Annotated in this window: 24 protein-coding genes and 4 tRNA genes; 19 read left to right on the top strand and 9 right to left on the bottom strand. The window is 42.5% G+C overall.

The features are described 5' to 3' along the window. The first annotated feature begins 128 nt into the window (after positions 1–128). The 3 genes from FM038_RS21535 to FM038_RS21525 all read left to right on the top strand — a co-directional run bounded on the left by FM038_RS21535 (position 129) and on the right by FM038_RS21525 (position 1,183). Entirely contained in the window at positions 129–428 is a 300-nt protein-coding gene (locus FM038_RS21535; RefSeq protein WP_142873915.1) for a hypothetical protein, read from the top strand. Positions 429–572: 144 nt separating this feature from the next. Then, the gene (locus FM038_RS21530; RefSeq protein WP_142873916.1) at positions 573–785 is read left to right on the top strand and encodes a PspC domain-containing protein; all 213 of its coding nucleotides are present in this window, start codon (positions 573–575) and stop codon (positions 783–785) included. Continuing rightward, complete coding sequence (locus FM038_RS21525; RefSeq protein ID WP_223292939.1) at positions 782–1,183, top strand: hypothetical protein; 402 nt, start codon at positions 782–784, stop codon at positions 1,181–1,183. Before FM038_RS21530 ends, FM038_RS21525 begins: the two co-directional genes overlap by 4 nt. A gap of 78 nt (positions 1,184–1,261) precedes the next feature. Here FM038_RS21525 and FM038_RS21520 read toward each other — a convergent pair whose 3' ends face one another. Then, a complete protein-coding gene (locus tag FM038_RS21520; RefSeq protein ID WP_142873917.1) occupies positions 1,262–1,999 on the bottom strand; it encodes an enoyl-CoA hydratase-related protein in 738 nt (245 codons plus the stop codon). 31 nt (positions 2,000–2,030) lie between these two features. On the opposite strand from FM038_RS21520, the gene FM038_RS21515 reads away from it, so the two are divergent. The 3 genes from FM038_RS21515 to FM038_RS21505 are packed head-to-tail and all read left to right on the top strand — an operon-like array spanning position 2,031 to position 4,269. Continuing rightward, positions 2,031–2,510, top strand: coding sequence for a copper chaperone PCu(A)C (locus FM038_RS21515; protein WP_142873918.1), 480 nt, complete (start codon positions 2,031–2,033; stop codon positions 2,508–2,510). A gap of 30 nt (positions 2,511–2,540) precedes the next feature. Then, positions 2,541–3,512 (top strand): DUF2333 family protein, encoded by a 972-nt coding sequence (locus tag FM038_RS21510; RefSeq protein WP_142873919.1) that lies wholly within the window; start codon positions 2,541–2,543, stop codon positions 3,510–3,512. Positions 3,513–3,519: 7 nt separating this feature from the next. After that, positions 3,520–4,269 (top strand): TIGR04219 family outer membrane beta-barrel protein, encoded by a 750-nt coding sequence (locus FM038_RS21505; protein ID WP_142873920.1) that lies wholly within the window; start codon positions 3,520–3,522, stop codon positions 4,267–4,269. A 142-nt stretch (positions 4,270–4,411) separates the two neighbouring features. Here the strand turns inward: FM038_RS21505 and tolC are convergent, their stop codons facing one another. After that, positions 4,412–5,740, bottom strand: coding sequence for an outer membrane channel protein TolC (gene tolC / locus FM038_RS21500; protein WP_142873921.1), 1,329 nt, complete (start codon positions 5,738–5,740; stop codon positions 4,412–4,414). Between the two features lie 333 nt (positions 5,741–6,073). Between tolC and nudF the strand changes: the two genes are divergently transcribed. The 7 genes from nudF to parC all read left to right on the top strand — a co-directional run bounded on the left by nudF (position 6,074) and on the right by parC (position 14,427). After that, positions 6,074–6,682, top strand: a complete 609-nt coding sequence (gene nudF, locus FM038_RS21495; RefSeq protein WP_142873922.1) for an ADP-ribose diphosphatase — start codon at positions 6,074–6,076, stop codon at positions 6,680–6,682. Positions 6,683–6,919: 237 nt separating this feature from the next. Next, positions 6,920–7,366: a DUF1249 domain-containing protein gene (locus FM038_RS21490; RefSeq protein WP_142873923.1), complete on the top strand. Its 447-nt coding sequence runs from the start codon at positions 6,920–6,922 to the stop codon at positions 7,364–7,366. Positions 7,367–7,378: 12 nt separating this feature from the next. Continuing rightward, positions 7,379–8,218, top strand: coding sequence for a 3',5'-cyclic-AMP phosphodiesterase (gene cpdA / locus FM038_RS21485; RefSeq protein ID WP_142873924.1), 840 nt, complete (start codon positions 7,379–7,381; stop codon positions 8,216–8,218). Between the two features lie 213 nt (positions 8,219–8,431). Further along, positions 8,432–9,004 carry a YqiA/YcfP family alpha/beta fold hydrolase gene (locus tag FM038_RS21480; RefSeq protein ID WP_142873925.1) on the top strand — a complete coding sequence of 191 codons (573 nt, stop codon included), beginning with the start codon at positions 8,432–8,434 and terminating at the stop codon, positions 9,002–9,004. Between the two features lie 55 nt (positions 9,005–9,059). Beyond that, entirely contained in the window at positions 9,060–10,946 is a 1,887-nt protein-coding gene (parE, locus tag FM038_RS21475) for a DNA topoisomerase IV subunit B (RefSeq protein ID WP_142873926.1), read from the top strand. 83 nt (positions 10,947–11,029) lie between these two features. Next, positions 11,030–12,157 carry a PQQ-dependent sugar dehydrogenase gene (locus tag FM038_RS21470; RefSeq protein ID WP_223293109.1) on the top strand — a complete coding sequence of 376 codons (1,128 nt, stop codon included), beginning with the start codon at positions 11,030–11,032 and terminating at the stop codon, positions 12,155–12,157. Then, positions 12,154–14,427, top strand: a complete 2,274-nt coding sequence (parC, locus tag FM038_RS21465; RefSeq protein ID WP_142873928.1) for a DNA topoisomerase IV subunit A — start codon at positions 12,154–12,156, stop codon at positions 14,425–14,427. Before FM038_RS21470 ends, parC begins: the two co-directional genes overlap by 4 nt. 79 nt (positions 14,428–14,506) lie before the next feature. On the opposite strand, the gene FM038_RS21460 is transcribed toward parC, so the two are convergent. Then, positions 14,507–14,698 carry a bacterioferritin-associated ferredoxin gene (locus tag FM038_RS21460; protein ID WP_142873929.1) on the bottom strand — a complete coding sequence of 64 codons (192 nt, stop codon included), beginning with the start codon at positions 14,696–14,698 and terminating at the stop codon, positions 14,507–14,509. Between the two features lie 262 nt (positions 14,699–14,960). Here FM038_RS21460 and FM038_RS21455 point away from each other — a divergent pair, with 262 nt between their 5' ends. Then, a complete protein-coding gene (locus tag FM038_RS21455) occupies positions 14,961–16,538 on the top strand; it encodes a methyl-accepting chemotaxis protein (RefSeq protein ID WP_142873930.1) in 1,578 nt (525 codons plus the stop codon). A 36-nt stretch (positions 16,539–16,574) separates the two neighbouring features. Here FM038_RS21455 and FM038_RS21450 read toward each other — a convergent pair whose 3' ends face one another. The 6 genes from FM038_RS21450 to rsgA form a co-directional block, all read right to left on the bottom strand. Further along, positions 16,575–17,501: a D-2-hydroxyacid dehydrogenase gene (locus FM038_RS21450; protein ID WP_142873931.1), complete on the bottom strand. Its 927-nt coding sequence runs from the start codon at positions 17,499–17,501 to the stop codon at positions 16,575–16,577. Positions 17,502–17,678: 177 nt separating this feature from the next. Then, entirely contained in the window at positions 17,679–18,374 is a 696-nt protein-coding gene (locus FM038_RS21445; RefSeq protein WP_195873140.1) for a glycerophosphodiester phosphodiesterase, read from the bottom strand. After that, positions 18,374–21,586, bottom strand: a complete 3,213-nt coding sequence (locus FM038_RS21440; RefSeq protein WP_142873932.1) for a mechanosensitive ion channel domain-containing protein — start codon at positions 21,584–21,586, stop codon at positions 18,374–18,376. The genes FM038_RS21445 and FM038_RS21440 overlap by 1 nt, the downstream gene beginning before the upstream one ends. 165 nt (positions 21,587–21,751) lie before the next feature. Then, the gene (locus FM038_RS21435) at positions 21,752–22,630 is read right to left on the bottom strand and encodes a DMT family transporter (RefSeq protein WP_142873933.1); all 879 of its coding nucleotides are present in this window, start codon (positions 22,628–22,630) and stop codon (positions 21,752–21,754) included. Then, positions 22,630–23,493: an archaetidylserine decarboxylase gene (asd, locus tag FM038_RS21430; protein WP_142873934.1), complete on the bottom strand. Its 864-nt coding sequence runs from the start codon at positions 23,491–23,493 to the stop codon at positions 22,630–22,632. Before asd ends, FM038_RS21435 begins: the two co-directional genes overlap by 1 nt. A 33-nt stretch (positions 23,494–23,526) precedes the next feature. Continuing rightward, positions 23,527–24,582 (bottom strand): small ribosomal subunit biogenesis GTPase RsgA, encoded by a 1,056-nt coding sequence (rsgA, locus tag FM038_RS21425; protein WP_142873935.1) that lies wholly within the window; start codon positions 24,580–24,582, stop codon positions 23,527–23,529. Positions 24,583–24,693: 111 nt separating this feature from the next. On the opposite strand from rsgA, the gene orn reads away from it, so the two are divergent. From orn to FM038_RS21400, 5 genes are all read left to right on the top strand, one after another. After that, the gene (gene orn / locus FM038_RS21420) at positions 24,694–25,239 is read left to right on the top strand and encodes an oligoribonuclease (protein WP_142873936.1); all 546 of its coding nucleotides are present in this window, start codon (positions 24,694–24,696) and stop codon (positions 25,237–25,239) included. Between the two features lie 191 nt (positions 25,240–25,430). Beyond that, positions 25,431–25,506, top strand: a tRNA-Gly gene (locus FM038_RS21415). 254 nt (positions 25,507–25,760) lie between these two features. Then, positions 25,761–25,836, top strand: a tRNA-Gly gene (locus FM038_RS21410). A gap of 48 nt (positions 25,837–25,884) precedes the next feature. Next, positions 25,885–25,960, top strand: a tRNA-Gly gene (locus tag FM038_RS21405). A gap of 50 nt (positions 25,961–26,010) precedes the next feature. After that, a tRNA-Gly gene (locus FM038_RS21400) sits at positions 26,011–26,086 on the top strand. Positions 26,087–26,245 lie beyond the last annotated feature (159 nt).

Here is a 26,245-nt window from a genome sequence, read left to right as displayed (position 1 = left end):
ATTACGAATATTAGGTTAACTCATTGTTATTTAGTTTGTTTAAATATTAATTAAAAGTTGGCACGCCGCTCGCATTATCTAATGTGTATTTAACTTAAGTCGAAAGACAAATCGAAAAGGAAGACACCATGTTTAATTCAACTGCTAAGAAAATTACAAAAACGGCTCTCGTTATCGCGGTATTAATGGGAGCGAGCATGGGAGCCCATGCAGACTCACTAATCCCTTCTGACTTGACCAGCAATATTGAGAAAAACATAGCGGCTCAAATGCAAGATATGATGCAAGTTGCTCAAACTGAGCTGAGCTTATCACTGCAAACACAGCTTTCAGAAGCCATGTTTGAAATGAACAGTAATGAAGATGTGAGCCAGCTTGCTCAAGAGCAATCTGAAAAAGTGATCACTAGCGCAATGGTTAAGGAATAGGTATGTGGTTTGCTTCTGATATTGCAGCCTTACTGCTTATGCCAGTATTGAGCTTTACACTTTGCGCCATATTAGTTTGCAGTTTACGTTGGCACAAGGTTCAAGATTAAGGGCTCTGCAGAATAGTTATAAAGGATTGTTATTATGGATAGTTATACCGATAAGTACCTACGCAGAATGAAACGACCGAGTCGGATAATATGCGGCGTTGCAGCCATGATGGCCGATAAGTTTAACTGGTCGTGTTTATGGACTCGATTAGTATGGGCTCTGGTTATTTTGATGAACCCTGGCATGGGGCTATTAATCTATTTTGTTCTTGCCTTAGTATTACCTAAATGGGAAACAAACTTTTGAAGTTTGAAACAAGCCAGGATGTTAATCAAAGAGTTAAAAGCCGTACGGGGCGGACATTAGATATATTTTTAGGTGTAAGCACCACAATTCTAGTGATAACACTGTTGATTGTTGCCATGCAAACATGGGGGACGTCACAATTTTTCACTGACATATTTTTAAGTGTTGAACCCGTGTTTTGGATGGATGTTAGTTTGTGGAGTCTAGTGGTGACTTCGGTGATGCTACTTATTATTTTATTTTGGTTAACCTTGGTGTTTAGTTTTATTGCCTTCACATCGGCTACCTGCATTATTGCAGCGCTGACCTTGATATTCTCAGGATTTTCACTTCTTTGGCCGGTGTTGTTGTTACTTGTGGCCGCCTGGGGAATAGGCAAGGCGAGTCAGCTCGATTGAGTGGCTTACGCCATCATAGTGTTACTACAAATTTTTTAATTCAGAGTTCATGTTCGAACTCTGATATTCATCTTAAATTTACTTACTGAGAAAGGCTTGAAAGCGAGCTTTTGCCTCATCGCTTTTCAATCTTACAGCGAATTCCTCGAGCTCATTTTCCATCTGTTGACGTATAGACTCTTTGTTGCCACGAATTAAAGCTCGGGTTGCTCTGAGTGCTTGAGGGGGTTGCTTTGCAAGTTTAATTGCCTGGGCTAAGGCAAACTCAAAAATGGTCTCAGATGGGATAACATCATTGATAATATTGAGTGTTTTTGCTGTCTCTGCATCGAAACTTTCACCCAGTAGCAGTAATTCTGAGGCTTTTTGTGGTCCAACGAGTTGAGGGAGTAACAAACTCGCGCCAGCCTCTGGCACTAAGGCTAAGTTAACAAATGGTAACTGAAACTTTGCAGTGTTATCGGCGTAGACCAGATCGCAATGGAGTAACAAGGTAGTCCCTATGCCTACTGCAGCCCCTGTGACCGCTGCAACCAGCGGTTTATTTAGATCGAGTAAGTTAAATAGAAAGTTGAATGCTGGATGATTGCTGTCTAAGTTACTATTTTTTAAAAAGTCTGCTACATCATTGCCTGAGGTAAAACAATCCTGTTGGCCTTTGATTAAAAAGGAATGAATTGCGTTGTCTGCCTCACCTTGGATAAGGTATTCTGTGAGACTAGTATACATCTCAAGGCTGAGAGCATTACGCTTTTCAGGGCGATTAATTGTGATAATTCTTACGCCTTGTTCATCCTTTACCTGAATTGTACTCATTGCGTTTTTCCTCTAAGACGGATGGGATTAAATGGAGTTTAAGACATTGAAGCAAATATTCAAACACATGTTTAATTTTGTTCTGCTATGTAGTGCATCATTTTCGGCAATGGCTAATGTTGTGCTTGTAGACGGTCAGGTAAGGGCTATGCCACCGAGTGTGCCCAATAGCGCCGCTTATTTAAGCCTAGAAAATCATGGCCCAGAAATTCAATTGATTGCCGTTGAAGCTGACTTTGTCAAAGATGCTCAATTACATACGATTATTGAAGAGGACGGCATGGTTAAGATGCGTGAAGTGGAGAGTTTCACCATTCCACAACATGGCACATTAACCTTAAGTGAATCCGGGCAGCACATCATGCTGTTAGGGCTAAAACAGCCATTGGTGTCAGGTGAGTCCGTCAAGTTAACGCTTAAGTTTGATGATGGTTCAGAGCTACCAGTGAGTTTGATGGTAAGTAAGCAAGCTATGACTAAAGCGGAAGGTCATGACCATCATCACCATTAATTTAGTGGGACAGTCAAAGGAGTGTAATAGATGCAAATAACATGGAAAAAAGTAACAGGGGTTGCTGCGGCTATCCTTTTAATTGGCTATTTCGTCAGTATTTGGTGGAGTATTGAACCTGATGTGATACAGCCACAGCAGTTGAGTGTAGATACAGGAAAACAGGTTGTAGGTTATGCCACGACAACTTCGCTTATTCTCACAATGGAAACCCTGTTGAGTAAAAATGGCGGTTGGTTATCTAATGATGTTACTCCTCCATCGGTATTTATGGATAATATGCCCGCATTTGAATTTGGTGCATTAGAGCAGGCACGTGACTTAGCATTAATTATGCGTAAAGAATTCAGTCGTTCGCAATCGCAATCGACAGCAGATAAAGATCTTTTAGCCGCCCATTCAAAGCTCAATATTGAGCATACTAGTTGGTTAGTCCCCAGCGCTGAAGGCGAATATAAAGATGCGATCAAACTACTGAAGCTTTATCGCGCTAAGATCGCTGACACTAACAATCAAGAAGCGCAATTTTATGCACGAGCAGACAATCTTAACGAATGGCTTAAAGAGATACAGAAACGTTTAGGCAGCATGTCACAGCGTTTGTCAGCCAGTGTTGGCCAAGAACGATTAAACACGGATTTAGCCGGCGATAGTGAGGCTTCGCAGTCTACACCTAAGCAGGCAAGCCAGCAGATCAAAACAAGCTGGTGGAAAATTGATGATGTGTTCTATGAAACTCGGGGTGCAACGTGGGCATTACTTAACTTTATGAAAGCGATTGAAGTTGATTTTGCCGATGTATTGCGTAAAAAGAATGCCGAAGTCAGTTTGCAGCAGATTATTCGCGAACTGGAAGAGACACAGCAACCAATTTGGAGTCCGATAATTTTAAATGGTTCGGGCTTCGGCGTAGTCGCTAATCACTCCTTGGTGATGGCAAATTATATTTCCCGCGCAAATGCTGCGGTGATCGATTTAACAAATTTATTGACTAAAGGTTAATTGAGTAATGAAAAAAACACTAATTGCATGTGCGATTTTGGGCTCCCTTGTAGGCACTTCAGCACAAGCAGCTTCACTGATTGGTTTTAAGGTTGGTGCAGATTATTGGCAAGCAGATACCACAGGAACATTTGCTGAGAATGGTCAATCACAGCAAGATTTCAATTATAGCTCATCTTCACAGGGCAGTATTTGGGTGGCTATGGAACATGGTATTCCACTGATCCCCAATGTGAAGATCAGAGAAAACCGTTTAGATGCTTCTGGCAGCGCCGTTGCGGATGGTTTTGAATTTGGTGGGCAGACTTATACTGGCGCAATTAATACTAATACTGATTTGAGTAATACAGATTTTATTCTTTACTACGAGTTATTAGATAACGATATGGTTGCACTGGATCTAGGTGCTGCTTATAAGAGAATGCATGGTTCATTCCGCGTGAATGACAATGTAACCAATGGTCGTATGAACTCTGAAAAAGAGCTAGATAGCGGTATTGCTATGGCATATGCCGACGCGCAAGTGGGTATTCCTGGGCTTGGGCTTTATGGTTTTGCCGACGTGATGATCGGTATTGATGAGACGAGTGTCTACGACTACTCAATTGGCCTAGGTTGGCAGTTCGATGGCACAGCACTCAATACCAAGGTACGTGTTGGTTACCGTGACTTTAACTTCGATGTGAATGACTTTGATGGCGTGACAACGAATACACAGTTTAAAGGCTATTTTGCTGGTGTTGAATTAGTCTTCTAATTTGATGACTAGATGAAAAGACTAAAGCCGCCGAAAGGCGGTTTTTTATTGGCTAAAAAATTTTGAATTTTACATCTATAAAAAAACCGTCGGACCCAAGGGTGACGGTTTTGTCATTGATTAACTTTGCAGTAGATTCAATTTATGGCGTGACAGCTTCAGCGATCAAACCATTGTTGATGGCAATAACGTCATCTTCATTCAAGGTTCCAGCAGCCTGCTTAAGAGCCATGATTGAATTGATGTAGCCATAACGGGCATCAGATAGTTGACGCTTAGAATCATATAGATCACGTGTACGGTTTAATACATCAACGATAGTACGTGTACCCACTTCAAAACCAGCTTGTGTCGCTTTAAGCGCACTCTCTGATGAGATAACCGATTGCTCATAGGCGCGAATAGAACTGATAGATGCGCCAACGTTGTTGAAGTTATTACGAACATCTTTAACTACTTTGCGGTATGCCTGTTCCATCTTCTCACTGGCTTCAACATACTGGTATTGTGCTTGATTTACTTTCGAGCTGACTTTAAAGCCTTCGAAAATAGGCACGCTCAGTGTAATTCCAATATTCGCATTATCAAAATCAGGCTGCGAACCATTCTGATTTTCTTGTTGAATATTAGTTTTATAGCCAGCATTTAAGTTAAGCGATGGCATATGGCCCGCTTTATAGAGGCTGATGGTCTCTTGAGCGATATCTTTACCGATACGCGTGGTGAGCAAGTCAACACTGTTGCTTTCTGCCATCTTCAACCAATCATTTGACTTAGCAGGAGACGGAGTCACTGCACTGAAACGGTTAGTATCTAAGATATTGATAGACTTGTGATCGATGCCTGTTATTTCACGCAGTGCTTCATAGCTGTTGATCAGCTGGTTTTCAGCTAAAATTTCAGATGCTCGTGCTAAATCGTACTGTGCCTGAGCTTCATGTACGTCTGTAATTGCTGTTAGACCTACTGCAAAACGTTGCTTTGTCTGTTCAAGTTGACGTTCGATAGCACGCTTTTCAGAGCCTTGAAATTCGAAGGTATCTTTTGCAGATAGTACTTCGAAGTAAGCGCTGGTAACACGAATAATCAGATTCTGTAGAGATGAAGCATAAGCAGCATCGGCTTGAGAGGCCGCTAGCTCGGCTAAGCTTAATCCAACCCAGGCACTATGATCATAAATAACCTGATTTAACGTAACACCAGCATTTAAGCCTGTTGAATCGGTATCGGCTGAACTCTCATTATGCCAGCTCTTACCGTAACCAACACTTGCACTAATCGTTGGTAGTAGTGGAGCACGGTTTTCTTCAATCTGCTGGTAGAGAGTATCACGCTGAGCTTGAGCCTGAAGCGCAATAGGATCACTGGTTAGCGCTTGTTGATATATCTGCAGTAAATCGTCGGCCTGCACAGCTGATGTGGTAACTGCAAGCGTAAGTGCTGCGCATATCGTTCGGATCTTGAATTTCATTGGTTGTCCTTTTAGACAAAATCCTCCAGTGGAGGAGCCGTTTAACTTTTAGAGTTAAGTAATACCTCGTGTAAATCACGAGGCGGTTTGCGCTTCCCGACGCTTCCCGATACATCAAAACTTAATGGCCTGAGCCTGCTAGCCCAAATATTCCATAGCTATTAAGACATAGATATTAAGAAATTACTTGTTTTTAAGTCAACTCGGAAGTGTAACAGTTTTTGATTTCAATTATGCTATTTCTATCTTAATTGAGATTACTGTGTTTTAGTTCGATTTTAATACGTCGTTGAAAACCATTTTATGTTGGGTTGTTTTGGCTGAGGGAAGGGTATGAAGCAAAGTTTTGGACAGCAAGATGTGGACTTGTTAGGTAAGGAAACCGTTTTTAAGGGCTTCTTCTCTATCGATGTTTATCGATTCAAACATAAGCTATTTAAAGGTGGTTGGAGTGGCGAGGTTAGCAGGGAGGTATTTGAGCGTGGCGATGCTGTGCTTGTGCTGCCCTATGATCCTGTTACGGATGAAGTTGTATTAATCGAACAGATCCGAATTCCTGTTTTAGGTAAAACGAATAGCCCATGGATGCTAGAACTTGTTGCTGGGATGGTTGAGGAAGGGGAAACCTCTGAGGGAGTGGCTGAGCGAGAACTGCTGGAGGAAGCTGGCGTTAAGGCACGCAATATATCGTCAATTTCGAGTTTTTTTTCTAGCCCTGGCGGTACAAGTGAGAAATTTGATTTTTTTTGGGCCGAAGTCGATGCCAGTGAAGCCAAGGGAATACATGGACTTGAATATGAAGATGAAGATATCAAGGTGCATGTGTTCAGTCGAGAGCAAGCTTATAAATTAGTAAATGATGGTACAATTAATAATGCATCTACCGTAATAGGACTGCAGTGGTTACAACTGAATTATCAAACCCTAGGTCCTAGGAACTAAACCCTAGGAACTAAACCCTAGGAACTAAACCCTAGGAACTAAACCCTAGGAACTAAACCCTAGGAACTAAACCCTAGGAACTAAACCCTAGGAACTAAACCCTAGGAACTAAACCCTAGGAACTAAACCCTAGGAACTAAACCCTAGGAACTAAACCCTAGGAACTAAACCCTAGGAACTAAACCCTAGGAACTAAACCCTAGGAACTAAAGAGTAAATTTGAGGATGAATTGGTAAGTGAGTAATGCAAGTAGCTTAAACCCAAAGAGATATCAGCCGAATATTAATCGGTTTCTAGCGCTTTGTGGGCGTAATTACTTTCTTATTCTTCGTTGGCTGCCCGATGGTGTACAGCAAGGTGAGACCTGGCAAGTTGAAGGAGAACATGGTTGTTTGTTCATACGGCTGCTTGAAAATACTAGGTATACCCAGCTTATCGAGATTTCAAGACATGTTGGCCAAAATGATTATATTGATAGCCCCAAGATTACTGTTCGTGTTTATCATGATGCTAAATTAGCAGAAGTGTTAACTAGTCGACAGATTTATCAACTGAGTCCAGTATATGATTATCCAAATATACGTATGCACCATCGTGACGAGAAGTATCGAGTTAACGCTTTTCTTGAAGAGTTATTAAGGATTGATAACTACACGAGTGCTGTTTGTTTGGCTGAATCTTAGGGTCTATTTATAGTGTTAAAAGAGGCAATCTCTTATTCTCTTGCAGCGGGAGCAAGTGTGAGAATCGTACAAGTTACTGATCCTCATCTTTTTGCCGATCCGAGCGCGCAGCTTTTAGGTGTGAATACCGCTCTGAGCCTAGAGTCTGTACTTAATACTATCAAGGCTGTGCAATATCCAGCTGATTTTATGTTGGCTACCGGTGATATTAGTCAGGACTACTCGGGCGAGTCTTATCATAACTTTGTACGCGCCATCGCTCCTCTGGATTTTCCTTGCCACTATTTACCTGGCAATCATGATGATCCTCGGATTATGCGTCTGAATATGCAAGGGCCTAATATCTATGGTCAGCAAAGAATCTTAGCGGGTAGCTGGCAGATCATTATGTTGGACTCTACCGTTAGAGGTAAGCCTGGTGGGCATATGGCTGATTCTGAGATTGATTTGATTAAAAGTGCTGTTGCAGATCAGCCAGATCGTCATACTTTACTCGTTATGCATCACAATCCTATTTTAGTTAAGTGCCAATGGCTCGATCAGCATTGCATGGATAATGGTAGTGACTTTATCGAGCAGGTTTCTCAGATCCCACAGGTTAAAGGCTTGTTGTGGGGGCATGTTCATCAGCAGCTGGATAAAAAACACCTTGGCCCACATGGTGCTATTAGCCTCATGGCTACACCTTCGACGTGTATCCAATTTAAACCTTTATCTTCCTATTTTTCGTTGGATGCGCTACAGCCTGGTTACAGATTGCTAGAGCTAAAAGCCGATGGCAGTATGTTGACGAATGTGTATCGAGTTCCTGGTGATAAATTCTTTCCAGATAGAGGTGCTAGGGGCTATTAATTTTTGAGCTTGGCGTGAGTGAAAAGATGAATACTTTTAGTATTCATCATAAAGTTTAACGGTTAACCTCCCTATTAAATAGCTAACTGCTTGGTAGAAGTGTTAGCAAGTGTTAACATCTTCTTGACCATTTTTTTAATATTATCTTTTAGTTGTCTCAATGCGATCCTCGAGATGGTGCTTTATCGAAGGGTAACTCTTATTTGAGGTAGTATGCTGCTTTATATCCATGGGTTTAATAGCTCCCCATTATCAGATAAGGGAGTTGTCACGGCGCAATATTTAGCTAAGCATTATCCTGAACTAAATTTTCATCAGCCACAGTTACCATCGGATCCTAAAGAGGCGATGACATTATTGTCAGCTGAAGTCGAGTCTGCAATTAAAGCAGGTGAGAAACTTGCATATATCGGTTCATCACTCGGGGGCTACTTTGCAAGTTATCTTGCTGAGACATATGGTGGCAAAGCGGTATTAATTAATCCTGCAGTGACACCATTTGAGCTGTTCGATGATTTTATCGGCCCGCAATACAACCCATACACCGATGAGCATTATCAGGTGTTACCTGAGCATAAAGAGCAAGTTGCAACATTTAATACTGAAGTTATCCTTAATCCAGACCGCTTTTTAGTATTGTTACAATCAGGTGATGAAGTGCTCGATTATCGACAAGCGGTTAAGAAATACCATTGTTGCCAGCTTATTATTCAGCCTGGTGGCGATCATAGCTTTGTTGGCTATGATAAGCAGATGCAATCAATCTGCCAATTCCTGTTTTCTTGACAAGTAACCATATAGGACCGCAACATGGTCTTAATAACTATAAATTGTGTGTGCCATGACTAATCAATACACCTCAGATGCCATTGAAGTCCTAAATGGACTCGACCCTGTAAAACGTCGCCCTGGAATGTATACCGATACCACTCGTCCAAATCACTTAGGGCAAGAAGTTATCGATAACAGTGTCGATGAAGCCTTGGCTGGGCATGCCAGTAAGATCGAAATTATCCTGCATAAAGATAACTCTTTAGAAGTTACCGATGATGGTCGTGGTATGCCTGTGGATATTCATCCTGAAGAGGGGATATCCGGTGTAGAGCTTATCTTGACGAAGCTTCATGCGGGGGGCAAGTTCTCCAATGATAATTATCAGTTCTCTGGTGGTTTGCATGGGGTCGGTATTTCTGTTGTTAACGCATTATCGAGTCGAGTTGAGATCACCGTTAGACGCAACGGTATTGTCTATGATATTGCCTTTGAACATGGTGACATGGTTGAAGAACTCACAGAAACGGGGACTTGTGGCCGAAGAAATACCGGTACAAGAGTTCATTTCTGGCCAATTCCAAGTTATTTTGATTCCGCCAATTTTTCCGCATCAAAGCTGATATATTTGTTAAAAGCTAAGGCAGTCCTCTGTCCAGGGCTTAAAATTAAGTTTACGAATAAGCTGACGGATGAAGTTCACGAGTGGTTCTATGAAAGTGGTTTAACCGATTACCTCAAATCTTCTGCTAAAGATGCGCTAATGCTGCCTGAAGAGCCATTTATAGGTAGCTTACAAGGTAATAATGAAGCGGTGGACTGGGCGATTACCTGGTTACCTGAAGGAGGAGATTACCTTAACGAGAGTTATGTTAACTTGATCCCGACACCTTTAGGTGGCACTCATGTTAATGGTTTCAGGCAAGGCCTGCTTGAATCTATGCGTGAATTTTGTGAGTTCCGCCATCTTATGCCCAGAGGCGTTAAGCTAACCCCTGAGGACATCTGGGAGCGCAGCAGTTTTATCTTATCGATAAAGCTACTTGACCCGCAATTTTCCGGTCAGACTAAGGAAAAGCTCTCCAGTCGTCAGAGTGCCGCCTTTGTCTCCGGCATTGTCAGAGATGCATTTAGTCTGTGGCTCAACACGAATACCGAACAGGCCCTGGCTCTGGCTGATATGTGCATCAATAATGCGCATAAACGCCTAAAATCGGCTAAGAAAGTAGCGCGTAAAAAAGTCACTTCAGGCCCCGCATTACCGGGTAAATTGACTGATTGTAGTGGTCAAGATCCTATGCGCGGAGAGTTATTCTTAGTGGAAGGTGACTCTGCTGGTGGCAGTGCTAAGCAGGCTCGAGATCGTGAGTTTCAGGCAATTATGCCGCTGCGTGGCAAAATTCTGAATACGTGGGAAGTCGAGGCCACTCAGGTATTAGCCTCTCAGGAAGTTCATGACATATCGGTAGCGATAGGCTGTGATCCTGATTGCTCAGATATTTCTGAGCTAAGATACGGTAAGATTTGTATTTTAGCCGATGCAGATTCTGATGGTCTGCACATTGCAACCTTGTTATGCGCGCTATTTATGAAGCATTACAGGGTGCTGGTGGAAAAAGGTCATATCTATGTGGCAATGCCGCCACTGTTTCGCGTGGATGTGGGCAAAGAGATTTTTTATGCTTTAGATGAAGCAGAGAAGCAAGGCATACTCGATCGTATTGTCGCTGAAAAGAAGAGAGGAAAAGTTCAGGTAACTCGATTTAAAGGCTTGGGTGAGATGAATCCACTTCAGCTAAGAGAAACCACTATGGATCCAAATACTCGTCGGTTAGTACAGCTCACTATTGATGATGTTGAAGAAACTATAGCAATCATGGATATGTTGCTGGCGAAAAAGCGCTCTGGTGACCGGAAAACCTGGCTTGAAACTAAAGGCAATCTTGCCGATTTTTAGTGGGCAGCCACTACTATTAGAATAAATAGGCTTAAATAATAATAATGTTGTTGAATCAGAAAAAAAATCAACGAATGTGGCAGATGCTGCTGACTTGTGGCGTAATATTGTGGAGTCAGCAATTACTAGCAGCATCTGAGCCGATGATGATCACAGTGACCAAAGGCTTTGGTATCACCCTTTATGCATCTGAACTCGGTGATGCTAAACAGATGGCGCTAGGTGATAAAGGAACCCTATTTGTAGGCTCCCATAAGAAAGGCACCATTTATGCCTTAGTTGACAGTAATGCCGATGGTCGAGTCGATAAACGTTATGTGGTGGCAAAAGGATTGGAACATCCTGAAGCGCTAGCATTTCATCGTGGTGATCTTTACGTGGCTGTCGATGAAAGGATTATCCGCTTTGTCGATATTGAAAACCGTCTTCGTCGCCCTGGACGAGGTAAAGAGGTCTACGATCGCTTACCGGGAAAAACCAACAAGAGCCGTCGAGCCATGCATTTCGGACCCGATGGGCGCCTGTATGTTTCGATCGGTGCTCCATGCAATGTCTGTGAGCCTGTAGCCCCTTTTGGCAGTATTATCGCTATAGATATAGCAACGGGTAGTAGTGAGCAAGTTGCTTTAGGTGTTCGCAGTGTCACTGGGTTAGATTGGTCGCCCATTGATGGCGCATTATGGTTTGCCGATCAGGGGCGCGATTGGATGGGAGATAGGCTACCGCCTGATGAGATAAACCGAGTGGAGAGAACGGGTGAGCACTTTGGCTTCCCCTATATTCATGCCGCTTCAGTTATCGAGCCTGCATACGACAAGCCTAAAAATCTAAAAATTACTCTGCCAAACTTCGAGCTTCCTGCTCACGTAGCCCCTATGGGGTTGCACTTCTATCGAGGCCAGCAATTTCCTGCTAAATACCATAATCAGATGTTTGTTGCAGAAAACGGTTCATGGAACCGCTCTAGCAAGATTGGCTATCAGGTGGTGATGTTGGAGCTAGAAGGCCAACAAATTGTTAAGCGCAGTACCGTTGTTAGCTTTTTGGATGGTGAATTCCCAGTGGCCAGACCTTATGCCCTATTAACGGCTCCCGATGGAGCCATGTATATATCAGATGATCTTAAAGGCAATATTTATCGTTTGTATTACAAACATATTGTTGAGAAAGAACCAGAACAAGCTGCTCAAGCACAGGATATTGAAAAATGAGTAATGCGATAGATTTAAGTCTAGATGGTGTAGAGCAGATGCCTATGCGCCGCTTCACGGAAGACGCATATCTAAACTACTCCATGTACGTGATTATGGACCGAGCTTTGCCACATATTGGTGATGGTTTAAAACCGGTTCAACGTCGTATTATTTATGCCATGAGTGAGCTTGGGTTATCGGCTCAATCTAAGCATAAAAAATCCGCTCGTACTGTAGGTGATGTGTTGGGTAAGTATCACCCTCATGGTGACAGTGCCTGTTATGAAGCCATGGTATTGATGGCACAGCCTTTTTCATATCGCTATCCATTAGTTGATGGTCAAGGTAATTGGGGCGCTCCGGATGATCCCAAATCATTTGCTGCAATGCGATATACCGAAGCAAGGTTGTCCAAATTCTCCGAGGTTTTACTCAGTGAATTAGGTCAGGGAACTGTCGATTGGGGCGTTAACTTCGATGGCACCATGAAAGAGCCATTGGTGCTACCTGCTCGTTTACCTCATATTTTACTTAATGGTATTACGGGTATTGCTGTTGGTATGGCGACAGATGTGCCACCGCACAATACTCGAGAGCTAGTGTCGGCTTGTATTGAGTTATTAGAAAACCCTAAAACAGAACTTGAACGATTGATGGAGATAGTTCCTGGCCCCGACTACCCAACAGAAGCTGAAATTATCACCTCAAAGGCTGATATTGCTAAAATTTACGCTACGGGTCGTGGCTCAATAAAAGCTCGCGCGGTGTATAGCATTGAAAATGGTGAGGTCGTCATCACTGCTCTACCTCATCAAGCAAGTGGCGGCAAGATTCTAGAACAAATCGCGGCGCAGATGCAGGCGAAAAAATTGCCAATGGTGGTCGATCTCAGAGATGAATCGGACCATGAAAACCCGGTTCGTATTGTTGTAGTACCAAAATCAAACCGCGTCGATTGTGACCAGCTTATGGCACACCTTTTTGCCACAACGGATCTCCAGAAAAGCTTCCGTGTAAACCTGAATATTCTCGGCTTGAATGGTCGTCCTCAGGTCAAAGGGCTGAAACAGATCTTGACTGAGTGGTTGGAATACCGCTTCAACACTGTGACCCGACGAGTGACCCATAGACTTGATAAAATCTTAGCAAGGTTGCATATCTTAGATGCCTTGATGGTCGCCTTCCTCAATATTGATGAAGTGATAGAGATTATTCGTTATGAGGAAGATGCCAAGGCTGAGTTGATGTCTCGGTTTAGCCTGACTGATATTCAAGCGGATGCGATCTTAGATCTAAAATTGCGTCACTTAGCCAAACTTGAAGAGGTAAAAATCAAATCAGAGCAGGGTGAATTGGAAACTGAGCGAGATAAGTTGCAGTTGTTACTGAGTTCAGATAGACGCATGAAGACCCTTATCAAAAAAGAGCTTAAGCAAGATGCTGAGAACTATGGTGATGATAGGCGCTCTCCTCTTATTGAGCGTAGCGAGTCGAAAGCGCTGACAGAACAAGAGCTAGCACCAGTAGAAGCCGTGACTGTCGTTTTGTCAGAGAAAGGCTGGGTGCGTTGCGCTAAAGGTACTGACATCGACGGTCGTGGACTCTCCTATAAAGCGGGTGACGGTTTCCTTTGTTCTACCTCAGGTAAAAGCAATCAGCCTACGGTATTTATTGGTTCGACGGGGCGCGCATTTGCGACAGATACCCACACTTTACCGTCGGCCCGAAGTCAAGGTGAGCCGATCACCACACGCTTCAATTTATCACCCGGTGAGGTGATAGAGCATGTAATATTAAGTGACGATGACAAATTTTACTTGCTGGCTTCAGATGCTGGCTATGGGTTTGTTGGTTCCTACAAAGACATGGTGTCTCGCAATAAGGCGGGTAAAGCGCTGCTTAGCCTACCCGCAAACGCTAAGGTCATTCGACCTCAGACGGTAGATAAATCGAAAGCTGAATCGATTCTTGCGATCACTAACGAAGGCAGAATGTTACTGTTTTCCTTAGAAGCACTTCCTCAGCTATCAAAAGGCAAAGGTAACAAGATTATTGGCATTCCGACCGAAAGGGCAAAAAATCGTGAAGAGTTGCTAACCCATCTGCATGTTATCCCCGAAGATACCTCGGTAACCTTGTGGGCTGGAAAACGTAAATTAACACTCAAACCGAGTGATTTAGAGCATTACCGCGGCGAGCGTGGCAGAAGGGGGGCTAAGCTCCCTAGAGGTTTGCAGCGTGTCGATAGCGTTGAGTTAGGCGATGGTAGTAGTGAAGTGATTGACTAGCTGAACTCTCGTGCATAAAAAAAGCTGCCATTGGCAGCTTTTTTTATGGGATTTTTTTATAGGAAAACTCGGAATGGTATTAAGCCACTTCGTAATAATTCGGCTCGACGTCGAGTTGTCTTTCAATAATTTGGCTGGCCATTTTTGTACATTTACCGCATTGGCTGCCGACGCCTAGACGTTTCTTTACGTCAGCAAGTGACATATCACCCTGACTAACGGCTTCTTTAATTTGCGTATCGGTAACAGCGTAGCAAAGACAAACGTACATTTTATAGGTCTCCCTAAATAGATGACCGAAGTATAAATGAAAACGATTCTCAATGCTAATAACAAAAGCGCATAAGTCAAATGGGATTATTAGATGGGCGTTATCAATAAATGTGAACCACTTCTAAAAACCGTAAAAACTGGCACTTCTGTCCATTAGATATAGAATTTGTTATAGCCCTTTTACGATTTTATATGAAAAGGTGTGACCGACATTGACTCAAGGATGAAGCAAATCACATCGAGCGATGATTGGAGTGAGCATGAGAGAAAACCTGCCAGTAACTCAAAAAAACTATGACTACCCTTCAAATTGGATCTTGTTATCGACAACCGATACCTCAAGCCAGATTAAATATGCTAACCATGCTTTCTGTGAAGTCGCAGGGTACAGTCTAGATGAGCTTATAGACGAGCCCCATAATGTGGTTCGTCATCCTGATATGCCCCCACAAGCTTTCGAGGATCTTTGGACCACAATAAAGGCTGGGCACCCTTGGAAAGGGCTAGTAAAGAATCGATGCGCAAATGGTGATCACTACTGGGTTGATGCATTTGTTACCCCGATTTCAGAAAATGGCAAGGTGGTGGAATACCAATCTATTAGAACTAAACCTAAGAATGAGCAAATTCATAGGGCAGAACAGGCTTACAAGGAACTTAATGATAAGGGAGGGATCAGCAAACTTAAGCAAGTGTTAAGCCTACCCGCTAAATTAGCGCTCTTGGTTAGTCTTTCTATGTTGCCTATGTTGTATCTCGCCATGGAGGCTGGAGTGGTGGGTTTTGGGTTACTGTTTGTCACCTTAATCATGTTATTTATCGGTGGTAACCTGCTCTTTATTCGCTATAAGGCTATCGTTGCTAAGTGTAAAGGGATCTATTCGAATCCTCTGATGTCTTATTTATATACTGGGTATGTTGATGATATTGCTCAAATAGAGCTTGCGTTGCAGATGCAAAACTCTGAAATGAAAGCCATGTTAGGAAGAGCGTTAGACTCTTGTGAGCAATCAGCAAATAAGTCTATGGAGTCAGTCGCTAAGAGTGAAGATGTGAAAACCAACAGTCACTCATTGACTCGAGAGGTCGAGCAAGTTGCAACTGCGATGCAGGAGATGACGGCAACTTTAGCCGATATGGCTGCTAACTGCTCTGATGCAGCAACATCATCACAAGCAGCATCGGAGGAGGCAAGTGCTGGCGATACTATTGTCACTGAGACTATTTCCTCTATTCAGTCTTTATCTGAACAGCTAACAGATACCTCTCAAGTTATCGCTGAATTAGAAGAGCAAAGCAAAGGTATAGGCACAGTACTTGATGTTATACAGAGTATCGCTGAGCAAACTAATCTATTAGCGCTTAATGCTGCGATTGAGGCGGCAAGGGCTGGTGAGCAAGGAAGAGGTTTTGCTGTCGTTGCTGATGAGGTACGCGCATTGGCCCAAAGAACACACGAATCGACAACGGAGATCCAAACCATGATCAACCTGTTACAGCAGGGAACCGCCAAGGCTGTGCATAGTGTACACCAAGGCGTGGACTCGGCTCAGCTTTGTGTCAATCAAGCAGATCAAGCGGGTAGCGCGCTAAGGACTATCAGAGATGCAGTGGTTTCGATTACTGATATGACGCATCATATTGCGAGCGCTGTTGAAGAACAATCTAGTGTGGCTGCAGAAGTGAACCGTAGCGTGGTGAACATTGCTGAGTTAAACGGCTCTAGCAATGCGCTGGGAGATGAGATGGTAGGATTAAATCATAGTGTGGTTGATAATATTAACTCACAGAAGGTGTTAGTAGAGCAATTTTTAAAGCGCAGTCAAAAGCAGATGTAATTTATTTGGTTCTTTAAATCCGTACTAAATTGACATCTAATAACCGCGTTCAAAGTTTACTTCATGGGAGAGTTGCTCTCCCTTTATGTGTTTATGGTAGTTAGTCGCAAAAATTTCTACAACTTGCTCAGGAAAGCTAGGGGCTGCGATATGCGGCGTGATGATGACATTATCTAATATCCAAATAGGATGATTTTGTGGCAAGGGTTCCTGATTAAATACATCTAAAATTGCATTTTGCTTAGTGTTGTTTTTCAGCTGAAAATACAAGGCGTCCAGATCTAATACATCGCCTCTGCCTAAATTAAACAAAATCCCTTCGGGTCTGATTAAGGAAAGCGTTTGTGCATTAAGTGCCCCTCGGGTTTCTGGCGTGCTGGGTAATATGCTGGCAATAGCATCTGCTTGGGGCAAGTATTTAGTCAGGTTAGAGAGGGTATCTACATGATCGAACCCTCTCGTTGGCTTTGCTCCGCGATTGATCCCCGTGACATACATGCCGAAGTGTTTTGCTGTTTGTGCTAGATGCTTAGCTATATTTCCAGTACCGAGCAAGAGTAAGTGTTGACCCTGCAAGGTTTTGAAGTTTCCAGGTTGCCAAATCTTCTTCTCTTGTTGGGATCTATATTTGTAGTGCTCTCTTTGGTGGGCGAGCAAGTAACCAAACAGGTATTCACTCATTAGTGGTCCAAAAATACCTCTAACGTTGGTAAGTTGATAATCTTTTCGTTGCCGAGGACTGACTAGAGCGTCAACACCAGCTAAGGTCGATTGCATCCAGAGCATCTCTTTAGCGTGCGGCAGTAAGGGGGCTGCCAAAGCAGGTTCTGCTAGCCAAATATCTGCTTGAGAAATATTTTGAGTATCATCGTCTAAAATTTCGATATCAGGCAAGTGACATGACTTGAGTAAATTTCGGTATCTTTCATTCTTATTCGTGAGCAACAGTAACTTGTGCCTCATCCTTACCCCAGCCTTATTCTGTAGACCCGCTATTATTTTTGGACCTGATCACGACTCTAGGTCAGATAAATACATTGTAGGTTGAAAATAAATATTTGCTTGAAATTTTATACTGAAAAAATAAGCACTAAAGCTAATATGTCTATGACATTTGTGGCGATGGGAGTTTGATACTGGTTATCTTACTTTGAGAATATTTGCAGCTCTATCAGGAAAGTTGGTAAATATACCATCGACCCCCATCTGACGCAGACCTATGATATCTTCCTCATGATCTACAGTGTAGACAAACACTTTTCGTCCCTCAGCTTGAGCTTGAGTAATGATCTCTTGGTTGATAAAGCTTAGGCTAAGATGAAGTGAGTAAGCATCGAGTTTGTGGGCAGTAGAATTAGCTTGTAATTCGATACCTTCAAATAATGGTGCAATACGGGATAGTGGAAAGAGATGGCGAAATTTCGCTAAAAAACCATGATTAAACGATGAAATGAGTAAGTTTTCTGGTGCTATATGCAGATCTGTGACTAAACGGGGGTAGATTTTTATGAATGGCTCTAATGACTTCATTCCCTTAAGTTCAATATTGACCAAGCAGTCATGCTGGCTGAGGTAGTTCATTACCTCCCACAATGTTGGGATCGGTTCTCCTTCAACATTAATAGAACTAAGATACTGACGACTAACCTCTTCTATTAACCCGCTGCCACTGCTTTTATTATCTAAGCGACGATCATGAAAAACATACAGTTCGCCCTCGACATTGTGTATATCAAATTCAATGGCGTTAATGCCTAACGCTATCGCTTTTTTCATGGCTGCCATGGTATTTTCCGGCGCATAACCACTGGCACCTCGGTGAGCAAAAATAATCATTAGCTGCGTATCAGTCCTTGAGGATCTTTACCTTGGGCATTATTAATGTGCACTTCCAACTGCGGATACGCAAGCTCAAGATCATTCTCTTTTAATTTTTTGCTGATTGCTTTATGTAGCTTGTGACGTAAAGGCCAGCGTGTATTCATATCTTTAGCGAAGGCTCGCACTTCATAATCTTGGGTGTGTTTACCAAATCCTGCAAACCATACCTCAGGCTCAGGGCTTTCTAAGGCATCATCACACTCTTGTACAGCTTGGTAAAGTGATGCCTCAACCCTAGCCGGATCGGAGTCACGTGCGACAGACACATACACGACAACCCGAGTGATCGGATCTGACAATGACCAGTTAATAAGTTGCTCGGTAATAAATGCCTTATTGGGAATAATAATTTCTTTTCTATCCCAGTCTATGATGGTGGTCGCACGTATTTGAATCTTGCTCACCGTGCCAGTTAGCTCTCGAATGGTAACGGTATCACCAATCCTGACTGGTTTTTCGAATAAGATAATGAGGCCGGAAATGAAGTTGGCAAATATTTCTTGCAAACCAAAGCCCAATCCTAATGATAGAGCTGCAATTAGCCACTGTAATTTAGACCACTCCATGCCTAAGGTTGAAAAGCCACTTAATATGCCGAAAAACACCACTAAGTAACGGCTCATCGTAGTAATCGCGAAGCCTGTTCCCTGACTTAAGTCTAGCCTTTGAAGGATTGTGAGTTCGATTAGACCTGGGAGGTTAGTGGCTATCATTAGTGAGAAGCCAACGATGATAAGCCCGAGTAAAAGGGATTTTAAAGTAATGGGTATTTGCTGTTCAATTCCATTGACTAAGGTATTGCTAGTCCAGAGAGTAATACCATCGAGTAATGAAAACAGCGCCGTGTGAGTCTGGGTCCATAGCCCCACTAAACTTGCTAAAAATGCTAATAAAAACAGCGAGCGGACTAAACCTAATGACTGGCTAGAAATGGTTTCCAGATCGACAATAGGTTCTTCGTAAGTATCTAAAGAATCATTATTATTTTGAGGATCTTCACCGCGCTCACGTTGAAGTAAAATTTCAGCACGTCTGGCTTTTGCTCTATCGAAAGCGATACGTCTTCTTTCAATTAGCATCCAACGCTTAATTAATTGATAAAGCAACATAAAGCCTAACGAAAGCAGCAGTGATAACTGTAACTGAAGCAAGACTTGAAATGCGGTGTAGTAGTAGCCTCTAAAGGCTAAAATTGCGCAAAGTGGTGGTACTAGCAGTAATACACTCCAGAGTAAGCGCTGCATTAACTTCTTATTTTTGTCAGCTTGATGTTGGTGTTTCTCTTTTTTGGATAAAGAAAGAATATCTCTATAGAACAAAAATAAAATAATACTGAAAATAATAAATGCGCCCCGGCCTATGCTATTTCTTAACACTGAATTATCTATAAATTCAGTGAAGCCCATGACGCCGAAGAAAGGAATAGCCATGAGAACAAAAGTCTTGAAGCGGAGCTGACCTTCTCTGATGATAGCTTGCTCCCCCTTAAAGTGACCGATGAGAACACCTTTATCCAAGGCAAGCAGATAACTGAAGCGATACAAGAGATAGAGTAAACCTATCGCTAATACCCCCATGCCTATAGCGGCGGTTAGATTTTGGTTTGATAGCAGTAATATTGCACCTGCGCTGATCACGGGTAGTGGTTTTATTATGCTATAAGCTAAGGAGTTTAATAGCGCGCGCAAGGTAAAGGTGAATTGATCTTGGGTTACATTGCCGACAAAGGTGATGTCTTGCGTCATGGCATTCTTAAATTTAGGTGTTGATATATCTTGAGCGACCAGACAAAGCACCAGTAAGATTATCCACCATGACCAGAAGTCACTCTGCTCATCCAGTGAGATAGAGATGTCAGTCCATGATAGTTTGGTCGCTAGCCACTTTGTACTTTGAAAGAAATCAGTAACCCAAAGTTTATCAATAGAGTTAGCATTTGGGACCCAAAAAAGATGTTCATTGAGGATACTTTTCAGTGCAATATGCTGTTGAGTTAATTGCTCATACACGACTCTCAAATCTGTAAGTTCATTTAGAAACAGATCTTGGCTTTGAATAAGCTGAGTGAGTAAATCGTTTTGTGAATTGAGCAACCTAAGCTGGATCTTAGTTAAAGGCTCTGAGGTTGAAAGTTGCTGGGCATTTCCGGTTTGGTCTTGTTCTAGCTGGTACCTCATTAGCCTGGCTTGAGCTATTTTTGTTTGCAGTCTTTCGTGGTCTGGAGCGGCAGGCAAAGACTGTAGTATCTGTAGGAAACGCTCACCGAAGCCCGAGTTGAGCTTAATTAGACCGATTTGCTGTTGGACATTTGTCAGTTGCTTGGCCTGGAGTTGATAGAGGTTTTCTGCTTCTTCTTGCTCAAATACTACTAGATTGGTTTTCTGGGTTAAGCTTTTTAGCTGTTCTGCGTATTTTTGATTCTGCTGACTCAATCTTTGAGTGAGAGGATCTTGCTCTGTCGAGGTTTCAAATAAGCTATTAGCTATGGTGGTATCAGTGAGAGCCTCTCGCTGTTTAGCCATAGCCTTATTGATAATCTCAATCAGACCTTCCTGTTGTGACAGTTGCTGCCTGACAATTAATAGTTGCTGCTGATTAAGGTTGATGCGCTTTTGACTGCTGGCTAACTCAGCCTCAAGAGTTGAAAGTGTTTGAATATAGAGTTGACGCTGTGCTTTTAGAAGTTGAGCTTGGTGGGTATTGGAGTCATCCAATAGATTTTTTTTATGCTGAGAGAGCAATTGCCTAGCCGCCACAATGAGAGTGGGTAGCTGGTTGTGTCTTTTTATTAAGTCAGTGACTTTGACATCCAAATCGGCATCGACTTCTTTTAATTCAGAGAGCCTTAAATAGGCCAAAGAAGCCTGTTGAGTTAGGCCGTTATTTTTTGACCGAGGCAATGGTGTGTTGGCTTCAACTAACTGCTGCTCAAGGTTATGTTTATGAGCTTGGTAGTGGCTGACCAGCTGAAGATAATTGCTCTCAAGCAAGCCTTGCTCTTCAATCTTTCGCTCGATAAGCGCTAGCTGTTGCTCAGCGGATAAGCTTGTGGCTGTAGGTTGACTGATCCCTAACCGCTTATTGAGCTCTAAAGGAGAATTAGCATAAGAGCTAAAGGCGATAAACGCTATGATAACGAGGAATAAATTACGTTTAGATAAAAGCATATTTCTTGATGCTGATTAGAGAAGGAGGCTGAGATATCTTACCAATAAAACCGCCAGAATATCGCTTCTTTTTTTTGCTATTTAACGTGATTCTGATCAGAAATGAAAAATATATATCTGAATGGGGTCTGCTGAGGTAGATAAGGGGTTTACTGAAAATATTCTCTATCTGTCTAGTGCCTTGCGGCTCTGTTGAGTTTCAAATATAGCCGTTGCAACGACCAAGAATCCACCAAATGCCGTTTTTAAATCCAAGTTTTCTCCTAATATGATTAAGGCAAACACTGCACCATAAAAAGGTTGTAAGCAAGAAACCAGGCTAACTGTCTTTGCGCTAAGGTGGCGTAGCGCCGTGGTAAACAGAGCGTGAGGTGCTGCAGTAAACACGACGCCAAGTAATACAATTAACCACCAGACATTTTGTTCTATCTGGTCAAGCTCTACAGTATGCCAAGGTGCGAGAAAAAGCACTGCGACACCAGTTTGGTAAAACATAGCCTGTGGACCTGAGTATGCAGAAAAGTAGCGCTTATGAAGCAGGTTTCGAGCCGTAAAAAAAACAGCAGATAGAATACCGATAGCAATACCCAGAGTGACATCGTTACCCAAATTAGCTTCAGGAATAAGTAGGATGACACCTAAAAGTACGGTTAAGCCACTAGCTATATCGGCTCTTTTAATACGATTGCCAGTGATGAATGGTTCAACTAAGACGGTCATCACCGGATAGGTAAAGAAAGCAATCATACCTATAGCGACTGACGATAGCTGCATTGATGCGAAATAGGTTACCCAATGTAAGCTAACGATGACTCCAAGGCCTACAGCAATGAAATAATCTTTTGTAGAGCCAAGACGTAGCTTGTTTTGACTGGCTTTTACAATTAAAGCTAAAACAATGGCGGCGACAACACAGCGTAGCAGAGTGATATCGAGTGCATTAAGTGGGATGAGTTTTGAGAAGAGAGCTGTGCCGCCAAAAAGCAACACAGCTAAGTGTAATTCTAATAAACCTGATTGTTTTTTATCATGGTTTGGAGACATTAATCCTCAATTTTTGCGAATGGCTGCCCCAGACGAGTGACGGCCTTTGGCTGAACAGCTTCTGCAAATTCATCTAAAGCGTCTTTAGCGAATAGCATAACGACTGTACTGCCTAGCTTAAATCTGCCCATTTCAGCACCTTTTTCTAGCGTCAATGCTTCTGGACCCTCTGTTGGATATTCCCAGGTGAAAACATTTTTACCTGTAGGTGGAGTAACAGTCCCCGCCCAAACAGTCTCAATGCTGGCAACTATTGTTGCGCCAACTAATACCATCGCCATTGGACCAATTTCAGTTTCAAATATGGCAACGACTCGTTCATTACGCGCAAATAAACCTGGAACATTCTCTGCTGTTAATGGATTAACCGAAAATAGCTCTCCAGGCACATAAGTCATTTTTGACAATGTACCTTTGACTGGCATATGAATACGGTGATAATCCTTTGGTGCTAGGTAAATAGTCGCAAAGTCACCATCTTCAAAACGTTTAGCATCATTAGCTTGATCGCCTAATAGTGCAAGTGACGAATATTCATGCCCCTTAGCTTGAAAGATCTGACCGTCTTTGATTGGACCACATTGGCTAACCGCACCATCTACCGGATGGACAATATAGTTATGATCATCAGCCATAGGGCGTACACCAGGCTTAAGAGCGCGTGTAAAAAAGTCATTAAAGGTCTTATAAGCTTCAGGATCGCTCTGAGCAGCTTCGCTCATATCGATCTTATACTGCTTAATAAACCATTTAATTCCTGCAGTTGTTAGCGCACCTAATTCAGCAGCGGCTAGTTTACCCACTAGTCGTGATAGTAAGTGCTTAGGCATAATATATTGCAGTGCAATTTTTACTTTATCCACGTGTTCTTCCCTTAAAATATTGCGACTTACTTTTTATTCATCACTGGCTCTGAAATGTCTTGCGTGGCGCATTTCATTTAGGCTGGAGATGATTTTATGATAATTGTTGTATCGATCTTCTGCTATCTTGCCATCATTAAATGCATCGGTGATGGCACAGCCAGGATCATTCTTGTGCTTACAATCCCTGAATTTACAAGTGCCTAGATATTCTCGGAACTCAATAAAACACTCTCCAACTCTTTCGGCTGGCAGATGCCATAGTGCAAATTCACGAACTCCAGGAGAATCAATCAGATCGCCTCCGCTAGCAAAATGCATTAGCTTAGCCGTCGTGGTTGTGTGTTGTCCCAGACCTGAGTTTTGCGAAACATCGCCAATAGCGAGCTCAGCATCAGGCATCATAGCGTTAATGATTGATGATTTACCTACACCGGATTGGCCAACGAAAATACTGACTTTTTCATTCAATAAGGCTTTTATATCATCGACACCTTGGCCAGTGTGACTGCTTATTTGGAAGACTTGATAGCCTATATCTTGATAGCGCTTGAGTGCCGCCTCTACTTCAGGGCGATCCTCTTCGGTCAGGAGATCGATCTTGTTGAGCACTATTATCGGTGAGATACCAGTGTCTTCTGCTGCAACTAAATAACGGTCGATTATTTGAGTGGTAAAACTCGGGACTATCGAAGAAACAATCAAGATTTGATCGATATTAGCAGCAATGATCTTGATGCCGTCATAGAGATCCGGCCGCGAGAGCAAGGAATGGCGAGGATGAACGGCTTCTACTACGCCGGCTATTCCTGTAGACATTTCTACAGCCAATCGCACAATCACTTTGTCGCCGGTGACTAAGCTTTGAATATTACGGCGAATATTACAGCGTACGACTTGCCCTGATTCGGTTTCAACATCAGCATGCTGCCCAAAACGAGAAATGACAGTTCCGAGCTGTTCTGGCTCAAGTGAACTATCCTGTAATTCAGGGGCATTGTTACCTGAATCTTTCCGTTGCAGCCTTTTTTCTTGGTTGGCTTGCATACGGCGTCTTTGGCCCTGACTTAGGGGTTTCTTTTTACTCACAGTTTTGTCATCGTAAATAAGGTGATTTTGTGTTGCTTAAAAAAGCAGTATGATACACGGTCTTAAACAAAAAAGCCTGAATTTAGGCAAACAGGAACAAAAGGCAGATCTATGGTTGCAGATGCAAACAACCTCATTTGGGTAGATTTAGAGATGACAGGGCTAGAGCCCAATGTAGATAGGGTCATTGAGATCGCAACAATAGTGACAGATAAAGAGTTAAATATTCTTGCACAAGGACCTGTGATTGCTATTTATCAGACTGATGAACAATTAGCTAAAATGGATGATTGGAATCAAAAGCATCATGGGGAATCCGGTTTAGTTGATAGAGTTCGCACAAGTCAATATAGCGAAGATGATGCCGTTGCTATGACGCTTGAGTTTATTTCACAGTATGTTCCTAAAAGTACTTCACCTATGTGTGGTAATAGCATAGGTCAAGATAGACGCTTTATGAACAAGTATATGCCAAAATTGGAAGACTACTTTCATTACCGAAATATCGATGTAAGTACCATAAAAGAGCTCACACGACGTTGGAGTCCTGAGTTAATGAATGGTTTTACTAAGCAGGGAACACACAAAGCCTTAGTTGATATTCAGGAATCTATAGCCGAATTGCAGTATTATCGCGCAAAAGTATTTAAAATTTGACCAATCAGTCAATTTATTTTCAAGAAGGGGTTGCAGCAATATGAAATTCTCATATAATGCGGCCTCAACTTTACGGCTTGTGTCGTTTAAGGTTGTAGAGACAGATTAGACGGCATTAGCTCAGTTGCTAAAGGTTGAACGACGATACCTTATGTGATGCTTACAGTTGAGGTTGTTTGAAAGAAAAATTTGCGACATTAGCTCAGTTGGTAGAGCGATACCTTGCCAAGGTATAGGTCATCGGTTCGAACCCGATATGTCGCTCCAAATTTAAAAGATTGAAAGCGACATTCGCTCAGTTGACTACTTGAAAGAGTTGATGCCTTTTTTTTTGCCAAGGTATAGGTCATCGGTTCGAACCCACTCTTTATGAAAAGAATGGTCGCTCCAATTAAAAACGTTTTGAATACGCCAAATATTCGAGACTATAAAGTTTCAGCGACATTAGCTCAGTTGCTAAAGGTGGAAAGACGATACCTTATAGTGATGTTTACAGTTGAGGTTGTTTGAAAGAAAGATTTGCGACATTAGCTCAGTTGGTAGAGCGATACCTTGCCAAGGTATAGGTCATCGGTTCGAACCCGATATGTCGCTCCAAATTTAAACGTTTTGAATACGCCAAATATTCGAGACTAAAAAGTTTCAGCGACATTAGCTCAGTTGGTAGAGCGATACCTTGCCAAGGTATAGGTCATCGGTTCGAACCCGATATGTCGCTCCAATTTAAAAACGTTTTGAATACGCCAATTATTCGAGACTATAAAGTTTAAAGCGACATTAGCTCAGTTGGTAGAGCGATACCTTGCCAAGGTATAGGTCATCGGTTCGAACCCGATATGTCGCTCCAATCTTCCTCTTCGATATCAAACTTCCAAATATAAAATTTTATGCGACATTAGCTCAGTTGTGCTCGTAGAAAAAAACGATACCTCGCTCCTTGCCAAGGTATAGACTATCTCGAAACCATAGCCGGTTCGAACCCACTCTTTATGAAAAGAATGGTCGC

It is taken from the genome of Shewanella eurypsychrophilus (assembly GCF_007004545.3).
Classification (GTDB): domain Bacteria; phylum Pseudomonadota; class Gammaproteobacteria; order Enterobacterales; family Shewanellaceae; genus Shewanella; species Shewanella eurypsychrophilus.
The sequence above is the reverse complement of the archived record's forward strand: the minus strand, read 5'-3'. Positions and strand labels throughout refer to the sequence as shown.